We start from the raw sequence: 19,770 nt of genomic DNA, 5'->3' as shown, positions 1-19,770 counted from the left end.
ATATTAACCTTCCACCTTATAGAAAACACGACCTTCTTCGGCCCACTTGCGAGTTTGCTCAGATACTTGGTAAATCGCACCTAGGTGAGCGTATTTGTCTGCTGCTGCAACAAAGTTAGCTAATCCAGTTTGATCTAAGTAACGGAACGCGCCGCCTCTAAATGGAGGGAAACCAACACCATAAACTAATGCCATATCTGCTTCTTGCGGAGAGGCAACAATGCCTTCTTGCAAACAAAGTAGCACTTCGTTAATCATTGGAATCATACAACGGTCGATGATTTCTTGTTTATCAAATTCTTTTGGTGCATCTGTAATTGGGCTTAATAGCTCAACTGCTGTCTCGTCATGAGACTTTTTAAGACGACCGCGACGATCTGTTTCGTATTTGTAAAAACCGGCTTTGTTCTTTTGACCAAAACGTTTTTCGTTGGCAAAAATAGTTACAGGGTCTTTATCAGCACGCGCCATACGCTCAGGGAAACCGTCAGCCATTACGCCAGTACAATGGAACGCTGTATCAATACCTACAACATCAAGTAAGTAAGCCGGACCCATAGGCCAGCCAAATACGTTTTCCATTACTTTATCTACTTTTGCAAAGTTAGCGCCTTCAACCACTAATTTGCTAAAACCTGCAAAGTAAGGGAATAAAACACGGTTTACAAAAAAGCCTGGGCAATCGTTAACAACAATTGGTGATTTACCTAATTTAAGCGCGTAATCAACTACTGCATTAATCGTTTTATCTGAGGTTTTTGCACCACGGATAATTTCTACTAATGGCATTTTTGGCACTGGGTTGAAAAAGTGCATACCACAGAAATTTTCTGGCTTATCTAGCGCTTCTGCTAGTAAATCAATACAAATAGTCGATGTGTTTGAAGTAAGTACAGTGCCTTCTGGCATGTTCTTTTCAAGATCAGCGAGTACTGCTTGCTTAACTTTAGGGTTTTCTACAACGGCTTCAACAATAATGTTGGCGCTTTGTAGGTCTGAATCGTTAAGTGTTGGTTTGATTTTACTAAGAGTTGCCAACATTTTTTCCATTGGCATGTGGCCACGCTTAACTTTTGCACCTAATAACTTAGACGCTTCACCCATACCTAAATCAAGCGCATCTTGTTGGATGTCTTTCATTATAATAGGTGTGCCTTTATAAGCAGACTGGTATGCAATACCGCCGCCCATAATACCTGCACCTAATACAGCTGCTTGTTTAATTTCTACATCGCTGTGCTTAGCAAATTTACGTGCTTTACCTTTAATGTATTGGTCAGCTAGGAATATACCTGTTTGAGCTGCTGCTTCTGGTGTACGTGCTAATTTAGCAAAGTTGGCATTTTCGATTGCCATTGCTTCATCGCGAGTACAGTTTGCCGCTGCTTTAATAGTACGTACAGCCATAACCGGTGCAGGATAGTGGCCTTTGGTTTTACCCATTACCATACCTTCTGCCATTGCAAAGCTCATGCCTTGCTCAACACGGTTTAATTTAAGTGGCTGTAGTTTTACGTTACGTTTTGCTTGCCAATCTAGCTTGCCAGCAATCGCAAGTTCAAGCGTTGATACACTTGACTCTAAAAGTTTGTCAGTACTAACTACCGCGTCAAACGCACCTACTTTAAGGGCATCTGCTGCGCGATTTTCTGCGCCAGAGGTAATCCACATCATTGCGTTATCGGCGCCAATGATACGTGGTAAGCGCACTGTGCCACCAAAACCAGGCATTATGCCAAGCTTAACTTCTGGTAGGCCCATTTTAGCAGTTTCGCTTGCTATACGATAATCGGTAGCAAGTGCCCACTCACAACCACCGCCAAGTGCCATACCGTTTATAGCGGTTAGGGTTGGGAATGGTAAATCTTCGATTGCATCAAAAACGTCTGTTGCATTTTTGATCCACGTTACTAATTCTGCTTCTGGTTTAGTAAACGTTGGTAAAAATTCGAAGATATCGGCACCAATAATAAAGTGCTCTTTATCACTGGTAAAAATCATGCCTTTGATATCAGTATTAGCGGCTAATTCTTTTAATGCTGCCGCGCAATCTGAAAGAGTTTTTTGAGATAATGTGTTTACAGAACCTGCAACACAAAACTTAAACTCGGCGATGCTTTCCTTTAGGAAGCTAACTTCAAAGGAATCGCTTTTATATAACATTATTATTCTCCCTAGTTGACGAACTAAGACTGGTACGATGAGTTTGCATTTCAATCAGTGTGCTTGCTTTAAATTAAAAATGCAACGAAAAATTTAACTCGGTTACAATCGACTGGTTAAAATATAGCTGGTTTGGTGCTAAGGTGGTTGAAAAGTTTTTATTCACTACTTTAATTTTTTATTAAAGGACATTATGAAAAAATATTTATTAAGTGTTGCGGCAGCTGCATTCATTTTCCCTCTTTATTCTGCCGAGGCAAGTATCGATAACGAGGCATTTTTAGATGCCGAAAAAAAAGTAAGGTACGGAAGCTACCAAGACTTTAAAGAAGCGGTTAGTGGCTTAAATCATCCGTTGAAACCTTACGTTGAAAAAACATATTGGCAGCGCCATCCAAATATTAAGTATCAAGCAGAGATAGAAGACTATTTAAACATATATCAACATACTCCGCTTGAGTGGCCGGTACGTAAAGCATGGTTAGAGTATTTAAAAAAGAAAAATAAAAAAGCAGCTTATATTCGTAATTACCGTGAAACGTCTAATACTGGGCTTACCTGTACTTATTTAGATTTTCAGCTTGATTTGGGCGCACCTGAAAAAGCAATATTTAATCAGGTAACCGACCTATGGGCTGTGGGTAAGTCGCAGCCAAATGAGTGCGATAGTTTATTTTCACAGTGGCGTAAAAAAGGCTACATGAAAGAAGAAACCGTTTGGAAGCGCGTTACACTTGCTGCTGATGGCGGTACGCAAAGCTTACTACCTTATTTAAAAACGCTGTTACCTAAAAATGAAAGCTACTTAGCAGATTTATATTTAAAAGTACGTAAAGATCCAAGCGCTGCAGCTGGATTATATAGATATAAAAATAAGTCAGCTAAAGAAGGCCAAATAGCACTTTATGGTGTTAAGCGTTTAATATGGCGCGATAAAGAGCTTGCTTTGAAGGCGTGGGAAAAGTTAGAAAAAATATTTAAGTACAGTGATGAGGAAAAAGCGGGTGTGTATTACACTTTTGCATTGTCGCTTGCTTCAAGCGGGCATAAACAAGCGAGCTTTTGGCTAAATAAAGTGCCAAAAGAGCGACTAGACAGCAAGCTTATTCAATGGCAACTGGGCAATATGCTCAAAACCCAAGATTGGGAAGGTATCGCTGCGTTTTTTACAGGTAAAGAAAACTTAAGCCTTGGCCAACAATATTGGTTAGCTTACAGCTATGCAAAACGTGGTGAGCAACAAAAAGCCGACGACATTTGGAAAACCGTAGCGGCTAATCGTGATTATTACGGCTTTTTAGCAGCTGCGCGTTTGGGTTTACCTGTTGATTTAAATAATCAACCTTTAGCTGTTGATAAGGTACTTGTAGATAAAGTAAGGAATGCACCAGGTTATAAGCGCGCAAAAGCACTTTACGATATTGAGCGCTTTACGTCGGCGCGCCGTGAGTGGAATTATTTAACGGATACGTCTAGCGATGAAGAAAAGCTAGCAGCATCACAACTATCTACCGATTTAGGTTGGCACGACAGTACTATTTTTACTTTAGCAAAAATTAAAGCGTGGGATAACGTAGAGCAACGTTTTCCGTTTGCGTTTCAAGATGTTTTTGAGCGCTACAGTAAACGTAGCAAGATAGATGTTGCCTGGAGTATTGCTATTGCAAGGCGCGAAAGCTCTTTTGCGCCAGATGCACGCTCGCATGCTAATGCACGTGGTTTAATGCAGTTATTACCTAGTACTGCTGAGTATGTAAATAAAGGCAGTGTGACAAGTAGTCGTTTATATCAACCTAAAACAAATATTAGGTTGGGTACGAGTTACTTACAATACTTAAAAAAGAAAAACCATGGCAATGAAGTGCTGGCAACAGCTTCTTATAATGCGGGTTATCACCGTATAAAGCGTTGGTTACCTGATGACGCTATTCCGGCTGAGTTATGGGTAGAGCTTATTCCGTATCGCGAAACCCGTGATTACGTAAAAAATGTATTTGCGTACAGACAGGTTTACCATACAAGAATGGGCCGAGAAGGTAATGTATTAGCGCCGCTACTCGAAATGAAAATGGGCGGTTGAATATATGATACCAATCGACCAATAACTTAACACGATAGGTATAGGTATTAATAAGGGGGATGTTTACATGTTAAATATCCCCCTTTTTTGAGCGCTTAGTGTTTAAGTGGTAGACTCAGAGCAAGTTAAATTTAACAGATGGATTAACAATGGATAAATTAGCCGTTTTATACGCCGAACATATTGCAACACTGCAACAGCGTACTCGTACAATTTGTAATAGCGAAGGGTTAGAAGGATTAGTAATTCATTCAGGCCAAGCTAAGCGCCAGTTTTTAGATGATATGTATTATCCATTTAAAGTTAATCCACAGTTTAAAGCGTGGTTACCGGTTATTGATAATCCTCATTGCTGGATTGTGGTAAATGGCAGCGACAAACCAAAACTAATATTTTATCGTCCAGTAGATTTTTGGCATAAAGTACCAGACGAGCCTCGCGACTTTTGGGCTGAGTACTTTGATATAGAGCTATTACTTCAGCCTGATCAAGTTGAAAAGTTATTACCATACGACAAAGCTAAATACGCTTACATGGGCGAATATATTGAAGTAGCGCAAGCACTTGGTTTTAGTATTATGAACCCTGAGCCTGTACTTAACTATTTTCATTACCACCGCGCTTATAAAACGCAGTACGAACTTGAATGTTTACGCAACGCTAACCGCATTGCAGTAGATGGGCATAAAGCTGCACGCGACACATTCTTTAATGGTGGTAGCGAGTTCGATATTCAGCAAGCGTACTTAATGGCAACACGTCAAAGCGAAAATGAAATGCCGTACGGCAACATTGTTGCGCTTAACGAAAACTGCGCTATTTTGCACTACACGCACTTTGATCCAAAAGCGCCACACACTCATAACTCATTTTTAATTGATGCTGGTGCAAACTTTAATGGTTATGCTGCTGATATTACTCGTACGTATGATTTTAAAAAGCAGGGTGAGTTTGCTGAGCTTGTACAAGCTATGACAGTTCAACAAATAGAACTAGGTAAAGGTTTAAAGCCGGGTATGCTTTATGGTGATTTACACGTTGAATGCCATAACCGTATAGCACAAATTCTAAGTGATTTTAAAATTGTTAATTTACCTGCTGAGGAAATTGTTGAGCGTAAAATTACCTCTACTTTCTTCCCGCATGGTCTAGGGCATCACCTTGGTTTACAAGTGCATGATATGGGCGGCTTTATGAGTGACGAAAAAGGCACTCATCAGCCATCGCCTGAAGGTCATCCGTTCTTGCGTTGTACTCGTCGAATAGAGAAAAACCAAGTGTTTACTATTGAACCGGGTTTATACTTTATTGATTCACTGCTTGGTGATTTAGCACAAACCGATAATAAGCAGTTTATTAATTGGGAAAAGGTTGAGTCATTTAAACCATTTGGCGGTATTCGTATTGAAGATAACATTATTGTTCACGAAGATAGCTTAGAAAATATGACACGAGATTTAGCGCTCGATTAATTCTAGTTAACACTAATTAGTTTATACACGTTAAAATACGTACATTATTTAAAGGGGCCTTTTGGCCCCCTTTTTACAAGTTTAAAATATGTCTGAATATAAATATCCCGCTGCTGACGTTTTTCATCAAGAAGAAATTAAAAAAAGTACGTTTATAGTTCACATTGCACATACCCCCGATTTAAATTCAGCCAAAGCATTTATTAAAAGTATTGAAGAAAAGTATAGCGATGCTCGTCATAACTGCTGGGCACATGTGGCAGGCAACCCCGGTGGCAGCCATGTTTATGGTTTTTCGGATGATGGTGAGCCAAATGGCACGGCAGGAAAGCCTATGTTAAATGTGCTGGTGGGTTCAGGCCTTGGCGAAATCACAGCTGTAGTTACACGTTACTTTGGCGGAATAAAATTAGGCACGGGCGGATTAGTACGTGCTTATGGTGGCTCATTAAATAATGCATTAGTAAAATTGCAAACGGTACTTAAAGTTCCCAGTGTTGAAATTACTGGGAGTAGTGAATACAGCATGCAAGGTGCTATAGAGCAGTTATTAAAAACAAAGTATCAAGTGCTTAATATTGATAAGCAATTTACTGCTAATATTGAATGGGTCATTACTATAGATAGCCGCGAAGCTCAGCAAGCAATCAAAGATATTTTTGATTTAAGTCACGGCGCAGTTGAGTTAACTATTAAAGAGTAATAACCTACACAAATTACATGTAATGCATACTGACTCTATTTAATTTGGTTGATACTACTCAGCCTGAATTTACTAATAATAAAAGCGACAAGCTAAATGCAATTTCGTACCATCATAAAAATTCTTGGCCAACTTGTTGCGCTGTTTAGTATTACCATGGTGCCCCCGGCACTAGTGTCTTTAATATATAAAGACGGTGGTGGTGTTCCTTTTGTTTTAGCATTTATCTTTAGTGTTGTTATTGGCATGATGGCTTATTACCCAAACCGCCATGAAAACGGTGACTTAAAAGCACGTGAAGGCTTTTTAATTGTTGTTTTGTTTTGGCTGGTACTTGGGGCGTTTGCGTCCTTGCCGCTTATATTTTTACAAGAACCTAATCTATCGCTCGCCGATGCGGTGTTTGAAGCATTCTCAGGCTTAACCACCACAGGTGCTACTGTACTTACCGGTATTGAGTACTTACCCAAGTCGGTATTGTTTTATCGCCAGCAACTCCAGTGGTTTGGCGGTATGGGTATAATCGTACTTGCTGTTGCTATACTGCCTATGCTTGGTGTTGGTGGTATGCAGTTATATCGCGCTGAAATACCAGGGCCTGTAAAAGACTCCAAAATGACCCCGCGAATTGCCGATACAGCAAAGCATCTTTGGTATATTTACGTGTCGCTTACTATTGCTTGTATGCTGGCTTATTGGGCTGCAGGAATGGAGTGGTTTGATGCTATATGTCATGCATTCTCAACGGTGGCTATTGGTGGTTTTTCTACTTACGATGCCTCTATGGGGCACTTTGATAGCCCTGTTATTAACTTTATTTGTGTGTTCTTTTTAATTATAGCCGCCGTTAACTTCTCCCTTCATTACGCCGCAGTAGCCAGTCGTAACATACAAGTTTATATTCGAGACCCTGAGTTTAAGGTGTTTTTGTGTATTCAATTAGCGCTGGTGGTTATTTGTTTTACCGTACTTTCCTCTAATGAAATATTTGCTAATGGCGATGAAACCCTCGATCAGGCGTTATTTCAGGCTGTTTCTATGAGTACAACGGCAGGCTTTGCTACTGATAACTTTTCAACTTGGCCTTTGTTTTTACCTATTTTACTTATATTTTCGAGCTTTATTGGTGGCTGTGCAGGCTCTACCGGTGGTGGTATGAAAGTAGTGCGCGTGTTTTTACTTTATTTGCAGGGTGTGCGTGAGCTCAATCGTTTGGTTCATCCTCGTGCTATATATTCAATCAAGCTGGGTAGAAAGGCGCTGCCAGATAAAGTAGTAGAAGCTGTGTGGGGATTTTTCTCTGCTTATGCGTTGGTGTTTATTATTATTATGTTAGCGCTTATGGGCACGGGTATGGATAATATAACGGCGTTTTCAGCCACTGCTGCTTGTTTAAATAACTTAGGCCCCGGCTTGGGTGATGTAGCCTCGCACTATGGTGCCATAACCGATGGTGCTAAATGGTTACTGACCATTGCAATGGTGTTTGGTCGCCTAGAAATATTTACCTTATTAGTGCTATTTACGCCTACATTTTGGCGTGGTTAAACGAGTCGTTTAAATTTTAAAATACAAGTTAGTGGGAAAGGGATATGCCAACTTCAAATCTAGATAAATTACATCAACTAACTACAAGTGGTTTGGTCGATTTAGAAATATTAACCCCAACCGACAGTAAACGTGTAAAAACCGAGTTTGTTGGTTTGCTTGAAAATAAATTTATTATTTTAAATTATCCAAATTCTAGACGTTTACCTGCTAGTAGTGACTATTTACGTGATGGTGTAATGGTTGTAGTTAGGGCATTAATTGAAGGTGGCGGCGGGCAAGTTATAGCGTTTCGCCAACAAATAATGTCGGTAGCGTCTCACCCGGCTAAGCTTATATTTATTAACTATCCTAAGCAGGTGCAGTTATTTGCACTGCGCTCGCAAACGCGTATACCTACCTTATTACCTGCAAAGCTAAAACTAAGTGACGACAGAATACTTGAAGGCCTCATTAAAGATATTTCGCTAACCGGAGTAATGTTCGATATTAGAGGTGATCAGAAAGATGAAAATATTAAAGATATGCAATGCACAGTAATACTCAATAGCAGTGATAAAAGTTTTGAAGGCGAAATTTGCAGTGTTAAGGAACATGTCACAGGCGTGCGTTGTGGAATTAAGTTACTAGCAAGCGAGGATGAAATGAAAACTTTTATGAAAGAGCATTTTATAGACCCTGCAGCGCTCGAACCTACCGTTGAATAAATAGCTTTTCGCTTATTTGCAACAAAAAGGTGTTTTACGTCAGTATTTATAAAATACTTTTTATTGTTTTTATAATTAAAATTATTATTTAAATAAAACAGTGCATTACGTATTATTTATTGTGGTTTTTTTTGTGTTATTAAATCTACCTCGTTAAAATTTATCTGAATTATTCTATAAATCCCCTTCTTTAATTTCCATACATTTAAAAATGTATCTTTTTATCTAAACATAACTATATGTTTTTAATAGTTTTAATATATCCACTTTGAAGAGCGTTGCTAAAAGGCAACAGTAATTACTTTAAAAATCCCTTCTTTTTATGAGTTTTACATTTAACTATCTGAAATTTAATAGCTTTTAAATGTTGGCATCTAAGTTGTAATAGTCTAGGTGTACTGAACGAAATCGTGATTCAAAGTGAAATACTTAATCGCACACATAAATTTGAAGGATACATATTATGAAAAGCATTAATAAAACTTTAGCACTTATCGCTATTGCATCTTCTTCAGCCGCTTTTGCTGCAACAGACTTTGACACACTTGATGTGGATGGCAGTGGCACAATTAGCCAAGCAGAAGCATCAGTAGACGCAAAATTAATGAGTATGTTCTCTGAACTTGATACAGACCAAGACGGCGAACTATCTAAAGAAGAGTTTTCACAAGCATAAGCTTAAAACTCTGGGGCGCTACTAAGAGCCCACATTACTCAAAAAATTGAAGGATACACGTTATGAAAACATTAAATAAAGCATTAGCACTTGTGGCACTAGCATCTTCTTCAGCCGCGTTTGCAGCAACAGATTTCGATACATTAGATGTAGATGGCAATGGTGCAATTAGCCAAGCAGAAGCATCAGTAGATGCAAAGCTAATGAGTATGTTCTCAGAACTTGATACTGACCAAAATGGTGAGTTATCAAAAGAAGAATTTTCAGAAGCTTAATTTAAAGTATTTATCCTGAGTTGCCAAAGACAACCTAAGTAGGCAAGGGAGCTTACGAAAGAGGATAACAAGGAAGTGAAAAATTACGTTTTAAGTTAAACGAAGCAATTTTTTTGATAGAACATTGAAGGATTAAGTTATGAAACATTTAAATAAAGCATTAGCACTTATAGCACTAGCGTCTTCTTCAGCTGCATTTGCAGCATCAGATTTTGACAGCCTTGATATCGACGGTAGCGGCACAATTAGCCCAAGCGAAGCGGCAGTCGATACGGATTTAATGGCCGAGTTTATTGAGCTAGATACCGACGGTAGCGGCGAGCTTTCTAAAGAAGAGTTTGCTAATTACTAATTAACCTCTTTAGGTTAAACATTTTTCACAGTCAGGGATCTTTGAAAAGGACTTCCCATTTTACTAGGAATATTATTATGAAAACATTAAATACAACACTTGCAGTTATCGTTTTAGCATCTTCATCAGCAGCATACGCAGCAGTAGACTTTTCCTCTTTTGATGCAGATGGCGACGGCGCGATTTCAATGGAAGAAGCGAAGGTTAATCCTCAGCTTGTAAAGATTTTTGATGATTTAGATACTGATGGTAATGGTGAGATCTCTAAAGAAGAATTTTCAAAAGTACAGTAATCACTATTTAAGCATACTCCACTAAAGCCGCCTTAGTCAGCGGCTTTTTTGTGTGTTCAATTAACTAATTTAAGGAGCTAATTAATGGAAATAATTAAAGGAAGATAGCACTTACTTGGAATAGTTTTTCTACAACGGTAATGTGCTTTTTGTCGATTAAAAACATGATGACATGATCGCCCGACATAATAATTGTATCGTCGTGGGCTATCAGCACATCGTCATTACGTACTATTGCGCCAATAGTGGTACCCGCCGGAAGTTTTATATCGGCAATTGCACGACCAACCACTTTAGATGTGTTTTCATCACCATGGGCAACCGCTTCAATAGCTTCTGCCGCACCTTTACGTAGTGAATACACATTAACAATATCACCACGTCGTACGTGAGTTAATAACGCTGATATAGTGGCTTGTTGCGGTGATATGGCAATATCTATTTCGCCGCCTTGTACTAAATCAACGTAAGCTCCACGCTGAATAAGCACCATGGTTTTCTGTGCGCCCATACGCTTTGCAAGCATGGCCGACATAATGTTTGCTTCATCGTCGTTGGTTACGGCAATAAATACATCAACTTGTTCTATATGTTCTTCTGAAAGTAGTTCTTGATCAGATGCGTCACCACAAAAAACGACCGTATTGTCGAGCATTTCTGAGAGCTGCTCAGCACGTTCTTTACTGCGTTCAATAAGTTTAACTGTGTGATTTTTTTCAAGTGAGCGGGCAAGGCCTGCACCAATGTTACCGCCACCAGCGATCATAATTTTTTTGTACGAACGCTCAAGTTTTTGTAGCTCGTTCATTACTGCGCGTATATGTTTTGTAGCGGCAATAAAGAATACTTCGTCGTCGGCTTCAATAACGGTGGTACCCAGTGGTTTGATTGCTTTACCCTGGCGATAAATAGCGGCAACACGAGTTTCTACATTAGGAATATGTTCTTTAAGTGCTGATAACGCATAACCTACTAATAAACCACCATAGTAAGCTTTTACGGCGACTAACGAGAGCATGCCATCGGCAAACTGCAATACTTGCAGAGCACCAGGGTAGTCAATTAAACGGCGAATATACTTAGTGACCAGTGCTTCTGGGGCAATGTAATGATCGATAGGTAAATCATCGTTTTGAAAAAGCTTTTCGCGGTATTTTAAATATTGCTCTGAGCGAATGCGGGCAATTTTAGTGGGGGTTTTAAAAATACTGTATGCCACTTGGCATGCCACCATGTTCACTTCATCTGAACTGGTTACCGCTATAATCATATCGGCATCTTCAGCGCCTGCACGGCGTAATACATCAGGATGCGCGCTGTGGCCCATAACCCCTTGTAAGTCGTACTTATCTTGAAGTTCACGTAATCGGTTACCGTCTATATCAACAACGGTAATTTCGTTTTGTTCGCCAACTAAGTTTTCAGCAAGCGTAGCACCAACTTGCCCGGCACCGAGTATAATTATTTTCATTATTTACCCGTGGTATTGACCATAATTTAATTAAAAAAATAGCCATTTAATGTTTCATAAATGGCTAACTATTCAGTGTACGGCTATTAGGCTTTTTTAACTAGTTTAGCGTAATAAAATCCATCACTTTCGCCGGGTAATAACTGCAAACCAGGAGTTGTTACGGTATCATTTTCGTGTAGCGGAATATGCTCTACGTCATCGTTATTAGCTAAAAACTTAGCAACTTGCAGTTGGTTTTCTTGTGGGAGTACCGAACACGTAGCATATACCAATGTGCCGCCTGGTTTTAACAGAGGCCAAATGCTATCAAGAATATCGCTTTGTAATTTAGATAAGTCTTCGATGTCTGATGCGCGACGTAACCATTTTATATCAGGGTGACGGCGAATTACGCCAGTAGCCGAACAAGGCACATCAAGCAAAATACGATCAAATAACTTTTCGTCCCACCAAGTATGTGGTTGTGAAGCATCGCCACATTGTAGGTCTGCACCTAAGCCAATACGCGTTAAGTTTTGCTTAACACGTTCAAGGCGAGTTGCGTCGCTATCAAGTGCAAGTACTTCTGCATCAGCAAGCTCTAATATATGACATGTTTTACCGCCAGGTGCTGCACAGGCATCTAAAATGTAGTCATCTGCTTTAGGTTCTAAAAAGCGTGCTGCAAGTTGGGCTGCTGCATCTTGTACTGAACATGCACCCGTATCAAACTCAGGCAATGAAAATACATCGCGTGGTTTGGCAAGCTTAATCCCATCTATAAAGTCTGGGTTTAAGGTATGTTCAATGTCGTTAGCGCTAAGCATATCGCTGTATTCTTGCGTACTAAATTGCGATTGATTTACACGTAACCACATAGGTGCTTGTTGTTGGTTTTCTGCAAGTATCTCTTCCCAGCTATCTGGATAGGCTTCTTTAACTTGTTTGATAAACCAATTTGGGTGGTTGTATAAGCACACAGGGATCAGTTTTGCTTTTTCTTCAAGCTCTGTTTGTTGGCGCTGAAAACTACGTAAAATGGCGTTTATTAGCCCTTTTAATCCTAAAGCGCGCAGTTGAGCCAGTGCATTTACCGTTTCTGAAATGGCAGCATGTGGCGGTACGCGCATATGCTGCAGTTGATAAATACCCACGTATAATAAAAACTGAAATATTCTACGTTTACCTTTTAATGGCTGCTCTACTAAGTGTTGGCAGTAATTTTCAAGGCTAGGTAAGTAGCGTAAAACGCCGTAACAAATTTGCTGTAGCAGCGCTTTATCTTTAGGCGGCAAGCCTTGGCTTGCAAATGGAAGTTCTTGATTAAGCGATGCGCCTTTATCAACTATGTTATATAAAGTTTCAGCGGCAAGCGCTCGTACGTTTGGAACATTACTCATTGTTTTCGCCTAATATTGTGCCAGGAGTAACCCAGTCACTACGACCATTTAAAAAGTCGTTAATTGCCATTGGTTTTTTACCTTGCGGTTGTAATTGCGTAATACATAAAGCATGTTCGCCACATGCTACTACTACACCATTTTTGTCGCTTGACAAAATTTGCCCAGGATCACCTAATTGCTGCACAACCTGCGCTTGATAAATCTTTACTGTTTGCCCACCCATTTGGGTAAAGCACACAGGCCATGGATTAAAAGAGCGAATGTTTCGCTCAATTTGCAGCGCACTCATTGACCAGTCGATATTAGCTTCCTCTTTAGAAAGCTTTTTAGCGTAGTTAGCAAGTTCATCATTTTGAGGCTCAGGGGTGATCTCACCATTCGCTAATTTATTAATGGTTTCAATTAACGCGTCTGGGCCTAGCTCAGCAAGTTTTGTATATAAACTTTCGCTGGTTTCGGTGGCGCTAATAGGGCAGCGGCTTATATGTAGCATATCGCCGGTATCTAGCCCTTCATCCATTTGCATTATTGTTACGCCAGTTTGCTCGTCGCCTGCCCAAATTGCGCGTTGAATAGGTGCAGCACCGCGCCAGCGCGGTAATATAGAACCATGCACATTTAAGCAACCTAACCGTGGGGCTTCTAATATAGCTTTAGGTAAAATTAAGCCATACGCTACAACTATCATAATGTCGGCGTTTAAGCTTGTTAGCTCAGCTAGTGCTTCATCATTTTTTAATGATTGAGGCTGAAAAACCGGTAAGTCGTGCTCAAGCGCTAGCGCTTTAACTTCACTGGCTTTTAATTTTTTACCACGACCCGCTGGGCGGTCTGGCTGGCTATATACACCCACTATTTGGTGTTCGCTTTGAATCAGCGCTTGTAAATGACGTGCGGCAAAGTCCGGCGTACCGGCAAATATAATGCGTAATGGTTGAGTCACTGAGTTTTCCTAAGGTGCTTATTACTAGTCTGCAAACTTGGCTTCTTTTTCAAGCTTTTTACGAATACGTTGGCGCTTTAATGGAGATAAGTAATCAATGAACAGCTTACCTTGAAGGTGATCTAATTCGTGTTGAATACAAATAGCCAGTAATTCATCTGCATCTAGTACAAATTCTTCACCGTTTTCGTTAAGTGCAGCGACTGTTACTGTTTCTGCGCGGTCTACTTTTGCGTACGAGTTAGGTACTGATAAACAGCCTTCTTCGCTAACGGTAGAGCCGTCTTTTTTGATAATTTGTGGGTTAATTAATACCAGTGGCTCATCGCGCTCTTCTGATACATCAATAACAACTATTCGTTGATGAATATCTACTTGCGTGGCTGCAAGCCCAATGCCATTTTCATCGTACATTGTCTCTAGCATGTCTTTTACAATTTGACGTACTGTGTCGTCAAATTGTGCAACATCTTTTGCTATAGTACGTAAACGCTCATCTGGAAATCTTAAAACTTCTAACCTAGCCATAGTTACCTTTTTCACTTGTGCTTAATTTAGGGTATTGTATGCTCTTATTTTAGCCATTCGCGTTCACCTTTAACAGGTTTTGGGCAATAATAATGAAAAAACAATACAAGGAAGCTCAATGAAATCTCCATTACTTGCAATCATGCTTACGTTAAGCGCTGCGTTTCCCGTAGTCGCTGATGTACTTAAAATAAAAAAAGATGCTCCAAAACAGTATGTTGTAAAAAAAGGCGATACGCTTTGGGATATTTCTGGCATCTATTTAAATGAGCCTTGGCTCTGGCCTGAACTTTGGCAAATGAATCCACAAATTGACAACCCACACCTAATTTACCCCGGTGATGCATTGGCGCTTATATACGATGCCGATGGAAACCCACGTTTAGTGATCAATAAAGGCTATAGAAAATTATCTCCTCAGGGGCGTATTACACCAAAAGGGCGTAATGCTATTACTACCTTGCCGCTTGAAATGATTAAACCTTATATCAGTTACGAGCAAGCAATGAACAGTGACGATATTAAAGGTAAGCCTTATATTTTAGGTGCTAACGAAAATACTAAAACACAAACGTTAGGCCACATTTTATATGCTAAAGGCGACTTACAAGTTCATAAAGCGTATACCATTTACCATAAGGGTGACCCTTACACAGATCTAACCGGTGAAGTATTAGCAACACGTGCTTCTTTTGTGGGTATAGCACGTGCCTTTAGATCGGGTGATGAACACAATGGTGTACCTTCGTCGTTACGCGTTGAATCGGTTAAACGAGAAATTCAACAAGGTGATTTTTTAATACCAGCAATGGAAGGTCAAATGCTTCCAGCGTACTTTAATATACACCGTCCCTCTGAGCCTGTAACAGGTAATATTATTGCTTCGCCACGCCACGTTAGAGAATTCAGCACAATGGATGTTGTGGTGCTAAACTTAGGCAGTGAACAAAATATAGAAGAAGGTCATGTATTAGATCTAGAACGTCAATCGCCAACGGTTATTGATGGTCCTCGTGGCCCTCGTTACCCAGAAGATTCTAGTAAATACGAGAAGCTTTTATCTGATGCAAGCCAATTATTTGGTGGTGAGTCTGACGAAGAAAATACAACGTGGACTATGCCTAAAGAAAAAGTTGGCGAGCTAATTGTCTTTAAAGTGTATGACAAAGTAAGTTATGCATTAATAACTAAAAACCAGCACCCAATTCGCATTGGAGATATTGCAGTTATTCATTAAGAAGTAGCGAGTCGGTGCTCTAGGAGAGAGCATGGATCAGTCATCTGGCAAGCTAGCCCACTGGCTTGCCTTTTATATGTGTAAAGGGTTGGGTATCAAAACCCTTTTAGCATTATCTACACATTATTCCCTTGAGTCGTTATTCGACTTACCCCATGACAAGCTTTTAAAGCTTGGATTAACTGCTAATCAAGCGAGTAATTTACTCAACACTAATTGGCAGCAAGTAAATCATTATGAGCAATTAATTGCGCAGCAGAGCATTACTGTAGTCTGTATTTTTGATGCGCTCTATCCTGAGGATCTTCGGCAGATTGCCAGCGCGCCTTTATTACTATTTTGTAGAGGTGATGTCTCGTTATTATCTACGCCGCAAATTGCAATAGTAGGAAGTCGTAATGCGACACCCACCGGGCTTGAAATAGCCTCAGAATTTGCATACGAGTTAACTTTAGCTGGTATTACAGTTACCTCAGGTATGGCGCGGGGAATAGATGGCGCAGCGCATAAGGGCTCTCTTGCTGGTACGGGTAAAACCATAGCAGTGCTTGGTACTGGGGTTGATATTTACTATCCCAAACGCCATAAACTATTAACAGACCAGGTTTTAGAAAGCGGCCTACTGGTGAGTGAGTTTTTACCCGGAACAGCTGCTAATGCACATAATTTTCCGCGTCGTAATCGTATTATTTCTGGGTTATCGTTGGGAGTGCTTATTGTTGAGGCTGAAATTAAAAGCGGTTCGTTAATAACAGTACGTTATGCGCTTGAGCAAAATAAAGAGGTGTTTGCAGTACCGGGTTCTATCAAAAACCCGTTAGCGCAGGCAAGTCACTTTTTAATAAAGCAAGGCGCTAAGCTAGTAGAAAACGTAGCCGACATTCTTGATGAGGTGAGTTTTACTTACGACAGTAACTTAGGTAATAAAGAGCAACCGATTCAAGCCAATTCTCAATGTGAGGTTTTAAATAGTATTGGTTTTGAAGTAACTAGCGTAGACGACATTGTACGTCGTGCTCAGTGGCCAATAGACAAAGTACTCGCTAGGTTGCTCGATTTAGAGTTAGACGATCAGATTGAGCGCGTGCTAGATGGTTATATTAAGTTAAGCGCAGGAAGGTAATATGTTTGATATTCTTTTATATCTTTTTGAAAATTACATTCATAGCGAAGCGGATATATTTGCCGAGCAAAATGAGTTAACTGATGAGCTACTGCGCGCGGGTTTTAATAAGCCTGAGATATTTAAAGCGCTTGATTGGCTAGAGCAACTGGCCGACTTACAACACAGTGACGAATCTCCTTATTTAATAGCTAACCCTAAATATGCCGTGCGTATATTTACCGATAGCGAGTGCCAAAGGCTCAGTGCTGAGTGTCGTGGCTTTTTAATGTTTATAGAGCAAATAGGCGTTATTAACAATGTGACTCGTGAAATGGTAATGGACTGTTTAGCCTCACTCGATAAACCAAGCATAAGTTTAGAGGATTTAAAATGGATTGTACTTATGATTTTATTTAATGTTCCTGGCTCTGAGGAGGCGTATGAGCAAATGGAAGATTTGATTTTTGATGAACCCAGCGAACTTCTTCATTAGAGATAATTATCTTGATTGTACTCAAATTACTTAAACGGATAAGCACGGCATTGCTTGTATCTTTAAGTGGTTTGGGTATATTAGGCGAAAATTCACCAACCTATCAGGATCACCATGAGTAAAATCGACCATTCGCTTTTCTCGGCGAACAAGCACGCCCTCGAAAAAGAATACGAGATATGCCCACAGTGTGGTTCAGAGTTAGTGATCCGCAATAGTAAATCAGGCCCTTTTTTAGGATGTGCAAGTTATCCTAAATGCGATTTTATTAGACCGTTGGCACATCACGATAGTAATGAAATCAAAATATTAGAAGATTCAGCATGTCCTGAATGTAGTAAGCCGCTGGTGGTTAAAAATGGCCGCTACGGTATGTTTATTGGGTGTACGGGTTATCCAGAGTGTCATTACATTGCTAACGAAAATGAAGAAAAACAAAGCGAAGACACTTTACCTAGTTGCCCAAAATGTAAAAAAGGTCATTTAGTCGCGCGTAGTAATAAGTTTGGTAAAGTATTTTACTCTTGTGATTGCTACCCAAGTTGTAAATACACACTTAATAACAAACCGGTCGAACACCCTTGCCCACAATGTAATTGGCCAATCGTCATTGAAAGAAATATGGCAAACGGTACATTATTGCAATGCCCACAAAAAAGTTGCATGCATAAGCTCGCCCCAACTGAATAACGTTTAATTATATCTGGAGACTACTTTGTCAGACCTTTCAAATACGCCCACTGCAATAACATGCTTAACGCAAGGCGAAGTTATTTTATACCCAACAGAAGCTGTATATGGTTTAGGTTGCGATCCAGATAATCAACAAGCCGTTGAGGCACTATTAGCTATTAAACAGCGCCCAGTTGAAAAAGGGCTTATTTTAATTGCTGATAATTACGGGCAATTATTAAAATACGTAGACGATGCAAAAATACCAATGGATAAACGCGCTGATATTTTTTCCAGTTGGCCTGCTGCAATGACATGGGTTATGCCTGCTTCTAAAAATACGCCTAAATGGTTAACTGGGCAGTTTGATACTATCGCAGTAAGGGTAACAAACCATCCAACAGTAAAGCGTTTATGCCAAGAGTTTGGTAAGCCGCTAGTATCAACGAGTGCAAACTTAACAGGGCAAGAAACTGTTATTAGTATTGAGCAAGCTAAAGCGCAATTTGCAGAGCAAGTTGGTTTTTACGTTGACGAACCGTTAGGTGGTAATACTCAGCCAAGCACAATAAAAGACGCCATGACTGGCAAAATATTTAGAGGTTAATATGCAAAGCGAATTATTAGATCAAGTAAAAGCATACTTTATGGCTTTGCAAGACACTATTTGCCAAGGTTTAGAGGCCGCAGATGGCAGCGCTAAATTTATTGAAGATAACTGGCAACGTGCAGAGGGCGGTGGTGGTCGTACACGTGTAACTACAAACGGCGCTGTAATAGAGCAAGGCGGAGTTAATTACTCTCATGTATTTGGCGCTTCAATGCCTGGCTCTGCAACAGCACATAGACCAGAGCTTGCAGGGCGAAGCTTTCATGCATGTGGTGTGTCGTTAGTTATTCATCCCAAAAACCCTCATGTACCAACAAGTCATGCCAATGTGCGCTTTTTTATAGCTGAAAAAGAAGGCGAAGACCCAATATGGTGGTTTGGTGGAGGATTTGACCTCACTCCTTTTTACCCAGTATTAGAAGACGTACAACATTGGCATCAAGTTGCTCATGATATTTGCGCACCATTTGGCGGCGAAGTTTATCCAAAATATAAAACCTGGTGCGACGAGTACTTTTATTTAAAGCACAGAGACGAGACGCGCGGAGTAGGCGGTTTATTTTTTGACGACTTAAACGAACTTGGCTTTGAAAAGAGCTTTGCGTTTATGCAATCGGTGGGTAATGGCTTTTTAGATGCTTATATACCTATTATTGAACGTCGCAAAAATGATGAATACACAGAGCAACAACGTGATTTTCAGCTTTATCGTCGCGGACGCTACGTTGAGTTTAATTTAGTATGGGATAGAGGCACTTTATTTGGATTACAAAGTGGCGGACGCACAGAGTCCATATTAATGTCTATGCCACCACTCGCACGCTGGGAATATAATTATAAACCAGAGCCAAGTAGCCCAGAAGCTAACCTATATCAGTACTACTTACGCCCGCAAGAGTGGCTAACTAGTCAACCAAGTGAGCTGATAGCCAGAGAATGGCAATTATAATAATTATACAGTAATCAAAATGGCGCTAATTAGCTGTCTCTTATACACAAATCCCTGCTAAGAAATTAGCGGGGATTTTTTTGAACTAAATCTCAATGTCATGATCAG

General features: G+C 40.1%; 20 protein-coding genes. 15 read left to right on the top strand and 5 right to left on the bottom strand.

Annotated features, from left to right (window positions below; translation table 11 throughout):
- Positions 1 to 3 precede the first annotated feature (3 nt).
- On the bottom strand, positions 4 to 2,163 hold the full coding sequence (fadB, locus tag I6F53_RS12260) for a fatty acid oxidation complex subunit alpha FadB (protein ID WP_197181277.1): 2,160 nt from the start codon (positions 2,161 to 2,163) through the stop codon (positions 4 to 6).
- 193 nt (positions 2,164 to 2,356) lie between these two features.
- Between fadB and I6F53_RS12255 the strand changes: the two genes are divergently transcribed.
- The 9 genes from I6F53_RS12255 to I6F53_RS12215 all read left to right on the top strand — a co-directional run bounded on the left by I6F53_RS12255 (position 2,357) and on the right by I6F53_RS12215 (position 10,269).
- Complete coding sequence (locus I6F53_RS12255; protein WP_165729280.1) at positions 2,357 to 4,243, top strand: transglycosylase SLT domain-containing protein; 1,887 nt, start codon at positions 2,357 to 2,359, stop codon at positions 4,241 to 4,243.
- Positions 4,244 to 4,392: 149 nt separating this feature from the next.
- On the top strand, positions 4,393 to 5,715 hold the full coding sequence (gene pepQ / locus I6F53_RS12250; protein ID WP_197161599.1) for a Xaa-Pro dipeptidase: 1,323 nt from the start codon (positions 4,393 to 4,395) through the stop codon (positions 5,713 to 5,715).
- An 88-nt stretch (positions 5,716 to 5,803) separates the two neighbouring features.
- On the top strand, positions 5,804 to 6,418 hold the full coding sequence (locus tag I6F53_RS12245; RefSeq protein ID WP_007377640.1) for a YigZ family protein: 615 nt from the start codon (positions 5,804 to 5,806) through the stop codon (positions 6,416 to 6,418).
- Positions 6,419 to 6,514: 96 nt separating this feature from the next.
- Positions 6,515 to 7,966: a TrkH family potassium uptake protein gene (locus I6F53_RS12240; RefSeq protein WP_007584186.1), complete on the top strand. Its 1,452-nt coding sequence runs from the start codon at positions 6,515 to 6,517 to the stop codon at positions 7,964 to 7,966.
- Between the two features lie 44 nt (positions 7,967 to 8,010).
- The gene (locus I6F53_RS12235; RefSeq protein WP_197239721.1) at positions 8,011 to 8,673 is read left to right on the top strand and encodes a flagellar brake domain-containing protein; all 663 of its coding nucleotides are present in this window, start codon (positions 8,011 to 8,013) and stop codon (positions 8,671 to 8,673) included.
- 463 nt (positions 8,674 to 9,136) lie between these two features.
- On the top strand, positions 9,137 to 9,349 hold the full coding sequence (locus tag I6F53_RS12230) for an EF-hand domain-containing protein (protein ID WP_149594817.1): 213 nt from the start codon (positions 9,137 to 9,139) through the stop codon (positions 9,347 to 9,349).
- A 62-nt stretch (positions 9,350 to 9,411) separates the two neighbouring features.
- Complete coding sequence (locus I6F53_RS12225; RefSeq protein WP_166421561.1) at positions 9,412 to 9,624, top strand: EF-hand domain-containing protein; 213 nt, start codon at positions 9,412 to 9,414, stop codon at positions 9,622 to 9,624.
- Positions 9,625 to 9,763: 139 nt separating this feature from the next.
- Positions 9,764 to 9,976, top strand: coding sequence for a calmodulin (locus I6F53_RS12220; RefSeq protein WP_024599947.1), 213 nt, complete (start codon positions 9,764 to 9,766; stop codon positions 9,974 to 9,976).
- A gap of 77 nt (positions 9,977 to 10,053) precedes the next feature.
- On the top strand, positions 10,054 to 10,269 hold the full coding sequence (locus I6F53_RS12215) for an EF-hand domain-containing protein (RefSeq protein WP_166421560.1): 216 nt from the start codon (positions 10,054 to 10,056) through the stop codon (positions 10,267 to 10,269).
- 94 nt (positions 10,270 to 10,363) lie between these two features.
- Here I6F53_RS12215 and trkA read toward each other — a convergent pair whose 3' ends face one another.
- From trkA to def, 4 genes are all read right to left on the bottom strand, one after another.
- Complete coding sequence (gene trkA / locus I6F53_RS12210; RefSeq protein ID WP_004335170.1) at positions 10,364 to 11,740, bottom strand: Trk system potassium transporter TrkA; 1,377 nt, start codon at positions 11,738 to 11,740, stop codon at positions 10,364 to 10,366.
- Positions 11,741 to 11,826: 86 nt separating this feature from the next.
- Entirely contained in the window at positions 11,827 to 13,122 is a 1,296-nt protein-coding gene (gene rsmB, locus I6F53_RS12205) for a 16S rRNA (cytosine(967)-C(5))-methyltransferase RsmB (RefSeq protein ID WP_197239719.1), read from the bottom strand.
- On the bottom strand, positions 13,115 to 14,068 hold the full coding sequence (fmt, locus tag I6F53_RS12200; RefSeq protein ID WP_197239718.1) for a methionyl-tRNA formyltransferase: 954 nt from the start codon (positions 14,066 to 14,068) through the stop codon (positions 13,115 to 13,117). The genes rsmB and fmt overlap by 8 nt, the downstream gene beginning before the upstream one ends.
- Before the next feature lie 24 nt (positions 14,069 to 14,092).
- Positions 14,093 to 14,596: a peptide deformylase gene (gene def / locus I6F53_RS12195; protein ID WP_197239717.1), complete on the bottom strand. Its 504-nt coding sequence runs from the start codon at positions 14,594 to 14,596 to the stop codon at positions 14,093 to 14,095.
- Between the two features lie 118 nt (positions 14,597 to 14,714).
- On the opposite strand from def, the gene I6F53_RS12190 reads away from it, so the two are divergent.
- The 6 genes from I6F53_RS12190 (at position 14,715) to hemF (ending at position 19,662) form a co-directional block, all read left to right on the top strand.
- Positions 14,715 to 15,833 (top strand): LysM peptidoglycan-binding domain-containing protein, encoded by a 1,119-nt coding sequence (locus tag I6F53_RS12190; RefSeq protein ID WP_197239715.1) that lies wholly within the window; start codon positions 14,715 to 14,717, stop codon positions 15,831 to 15,833.
- Between the two features lie 31 nt (positions 15,834 to 15,864).
- Positions 15,865 to 16,956: a DNA-processing protein DprA gene (dprA, locus tag I6F53_RS12185; RefSeq protein WP_197239714.1), complete on the top strand. Its 1,092-nt coding sequence runs from the start codon at positions 15,865 to 15,867 to the stop codon at positions 16,954 to 16,956.
- A gap of 1 nt (position 16,957) precedes the next feature.
- Entirely contained in the window at positions 16,958 to 17,431 is a 474-nt protein-coding gene (locus I6F53_RS12180) for a DUF494 family protein (protein WP_197181689.1), read from the top strand.
- Between the two features lie 114 nt (positions 17,432 to 17,545).
- Positions 17,546 to 18,121 carry a DNA topoisomerase family protein gene (locus tag I6F53_RS12175; protein ID WP_166421555.1) on the top strand — a complete coding sequence of 192 codons (576 nt, stop codon included), beginning with the start codon at positions 17,546 to 17,548 and terminating at the stop codon, positions 18,119 to 18,121.
- 25 nt (positions 18,122 to 18,146) lie between these two features.
- A complete protein-coding gene (locus tag I6F53_RS12170) occupies positions 18,147 to 18,710 on the top strand; it encodes an L-threonylcarbamoyladenylate synthase (RefSeq protein WP_197239713.1) in 564 nt (187 codons plus the stop codon).
- Position 18,711: 1 nt separating this feature from the next.
- Positions 18,712 to 19,662: an oxygen-dependent coproporphyrinogen oxidase gene (gene hemF / locus I6F53_RS12165; RefSeq protein WP_197239712.1), complete on the top strand. Its 951-nt coding sequence runs from the start codon at positions 18,712 to 18,714 to the stop codon at positions 19,660 to 19,662.
- Positions 19,663 to 19,770 lie beyond the last annotated feature (108 nt).

The sequence above is a fragment of the Pseudoalteromonas sp. SWN29 genome (genome assembly GCF_015864465.1).
Taxonomy (GTDB): domain Bacteria; phylum Pseudomonadota; class Gammaproteobacteria; order Enterobacterales; family Alteromonadaceae; genus Pseudoalteromonas.
This window is presented reverse-complemented; position numbering and strand designations above follow the sequence as displayed.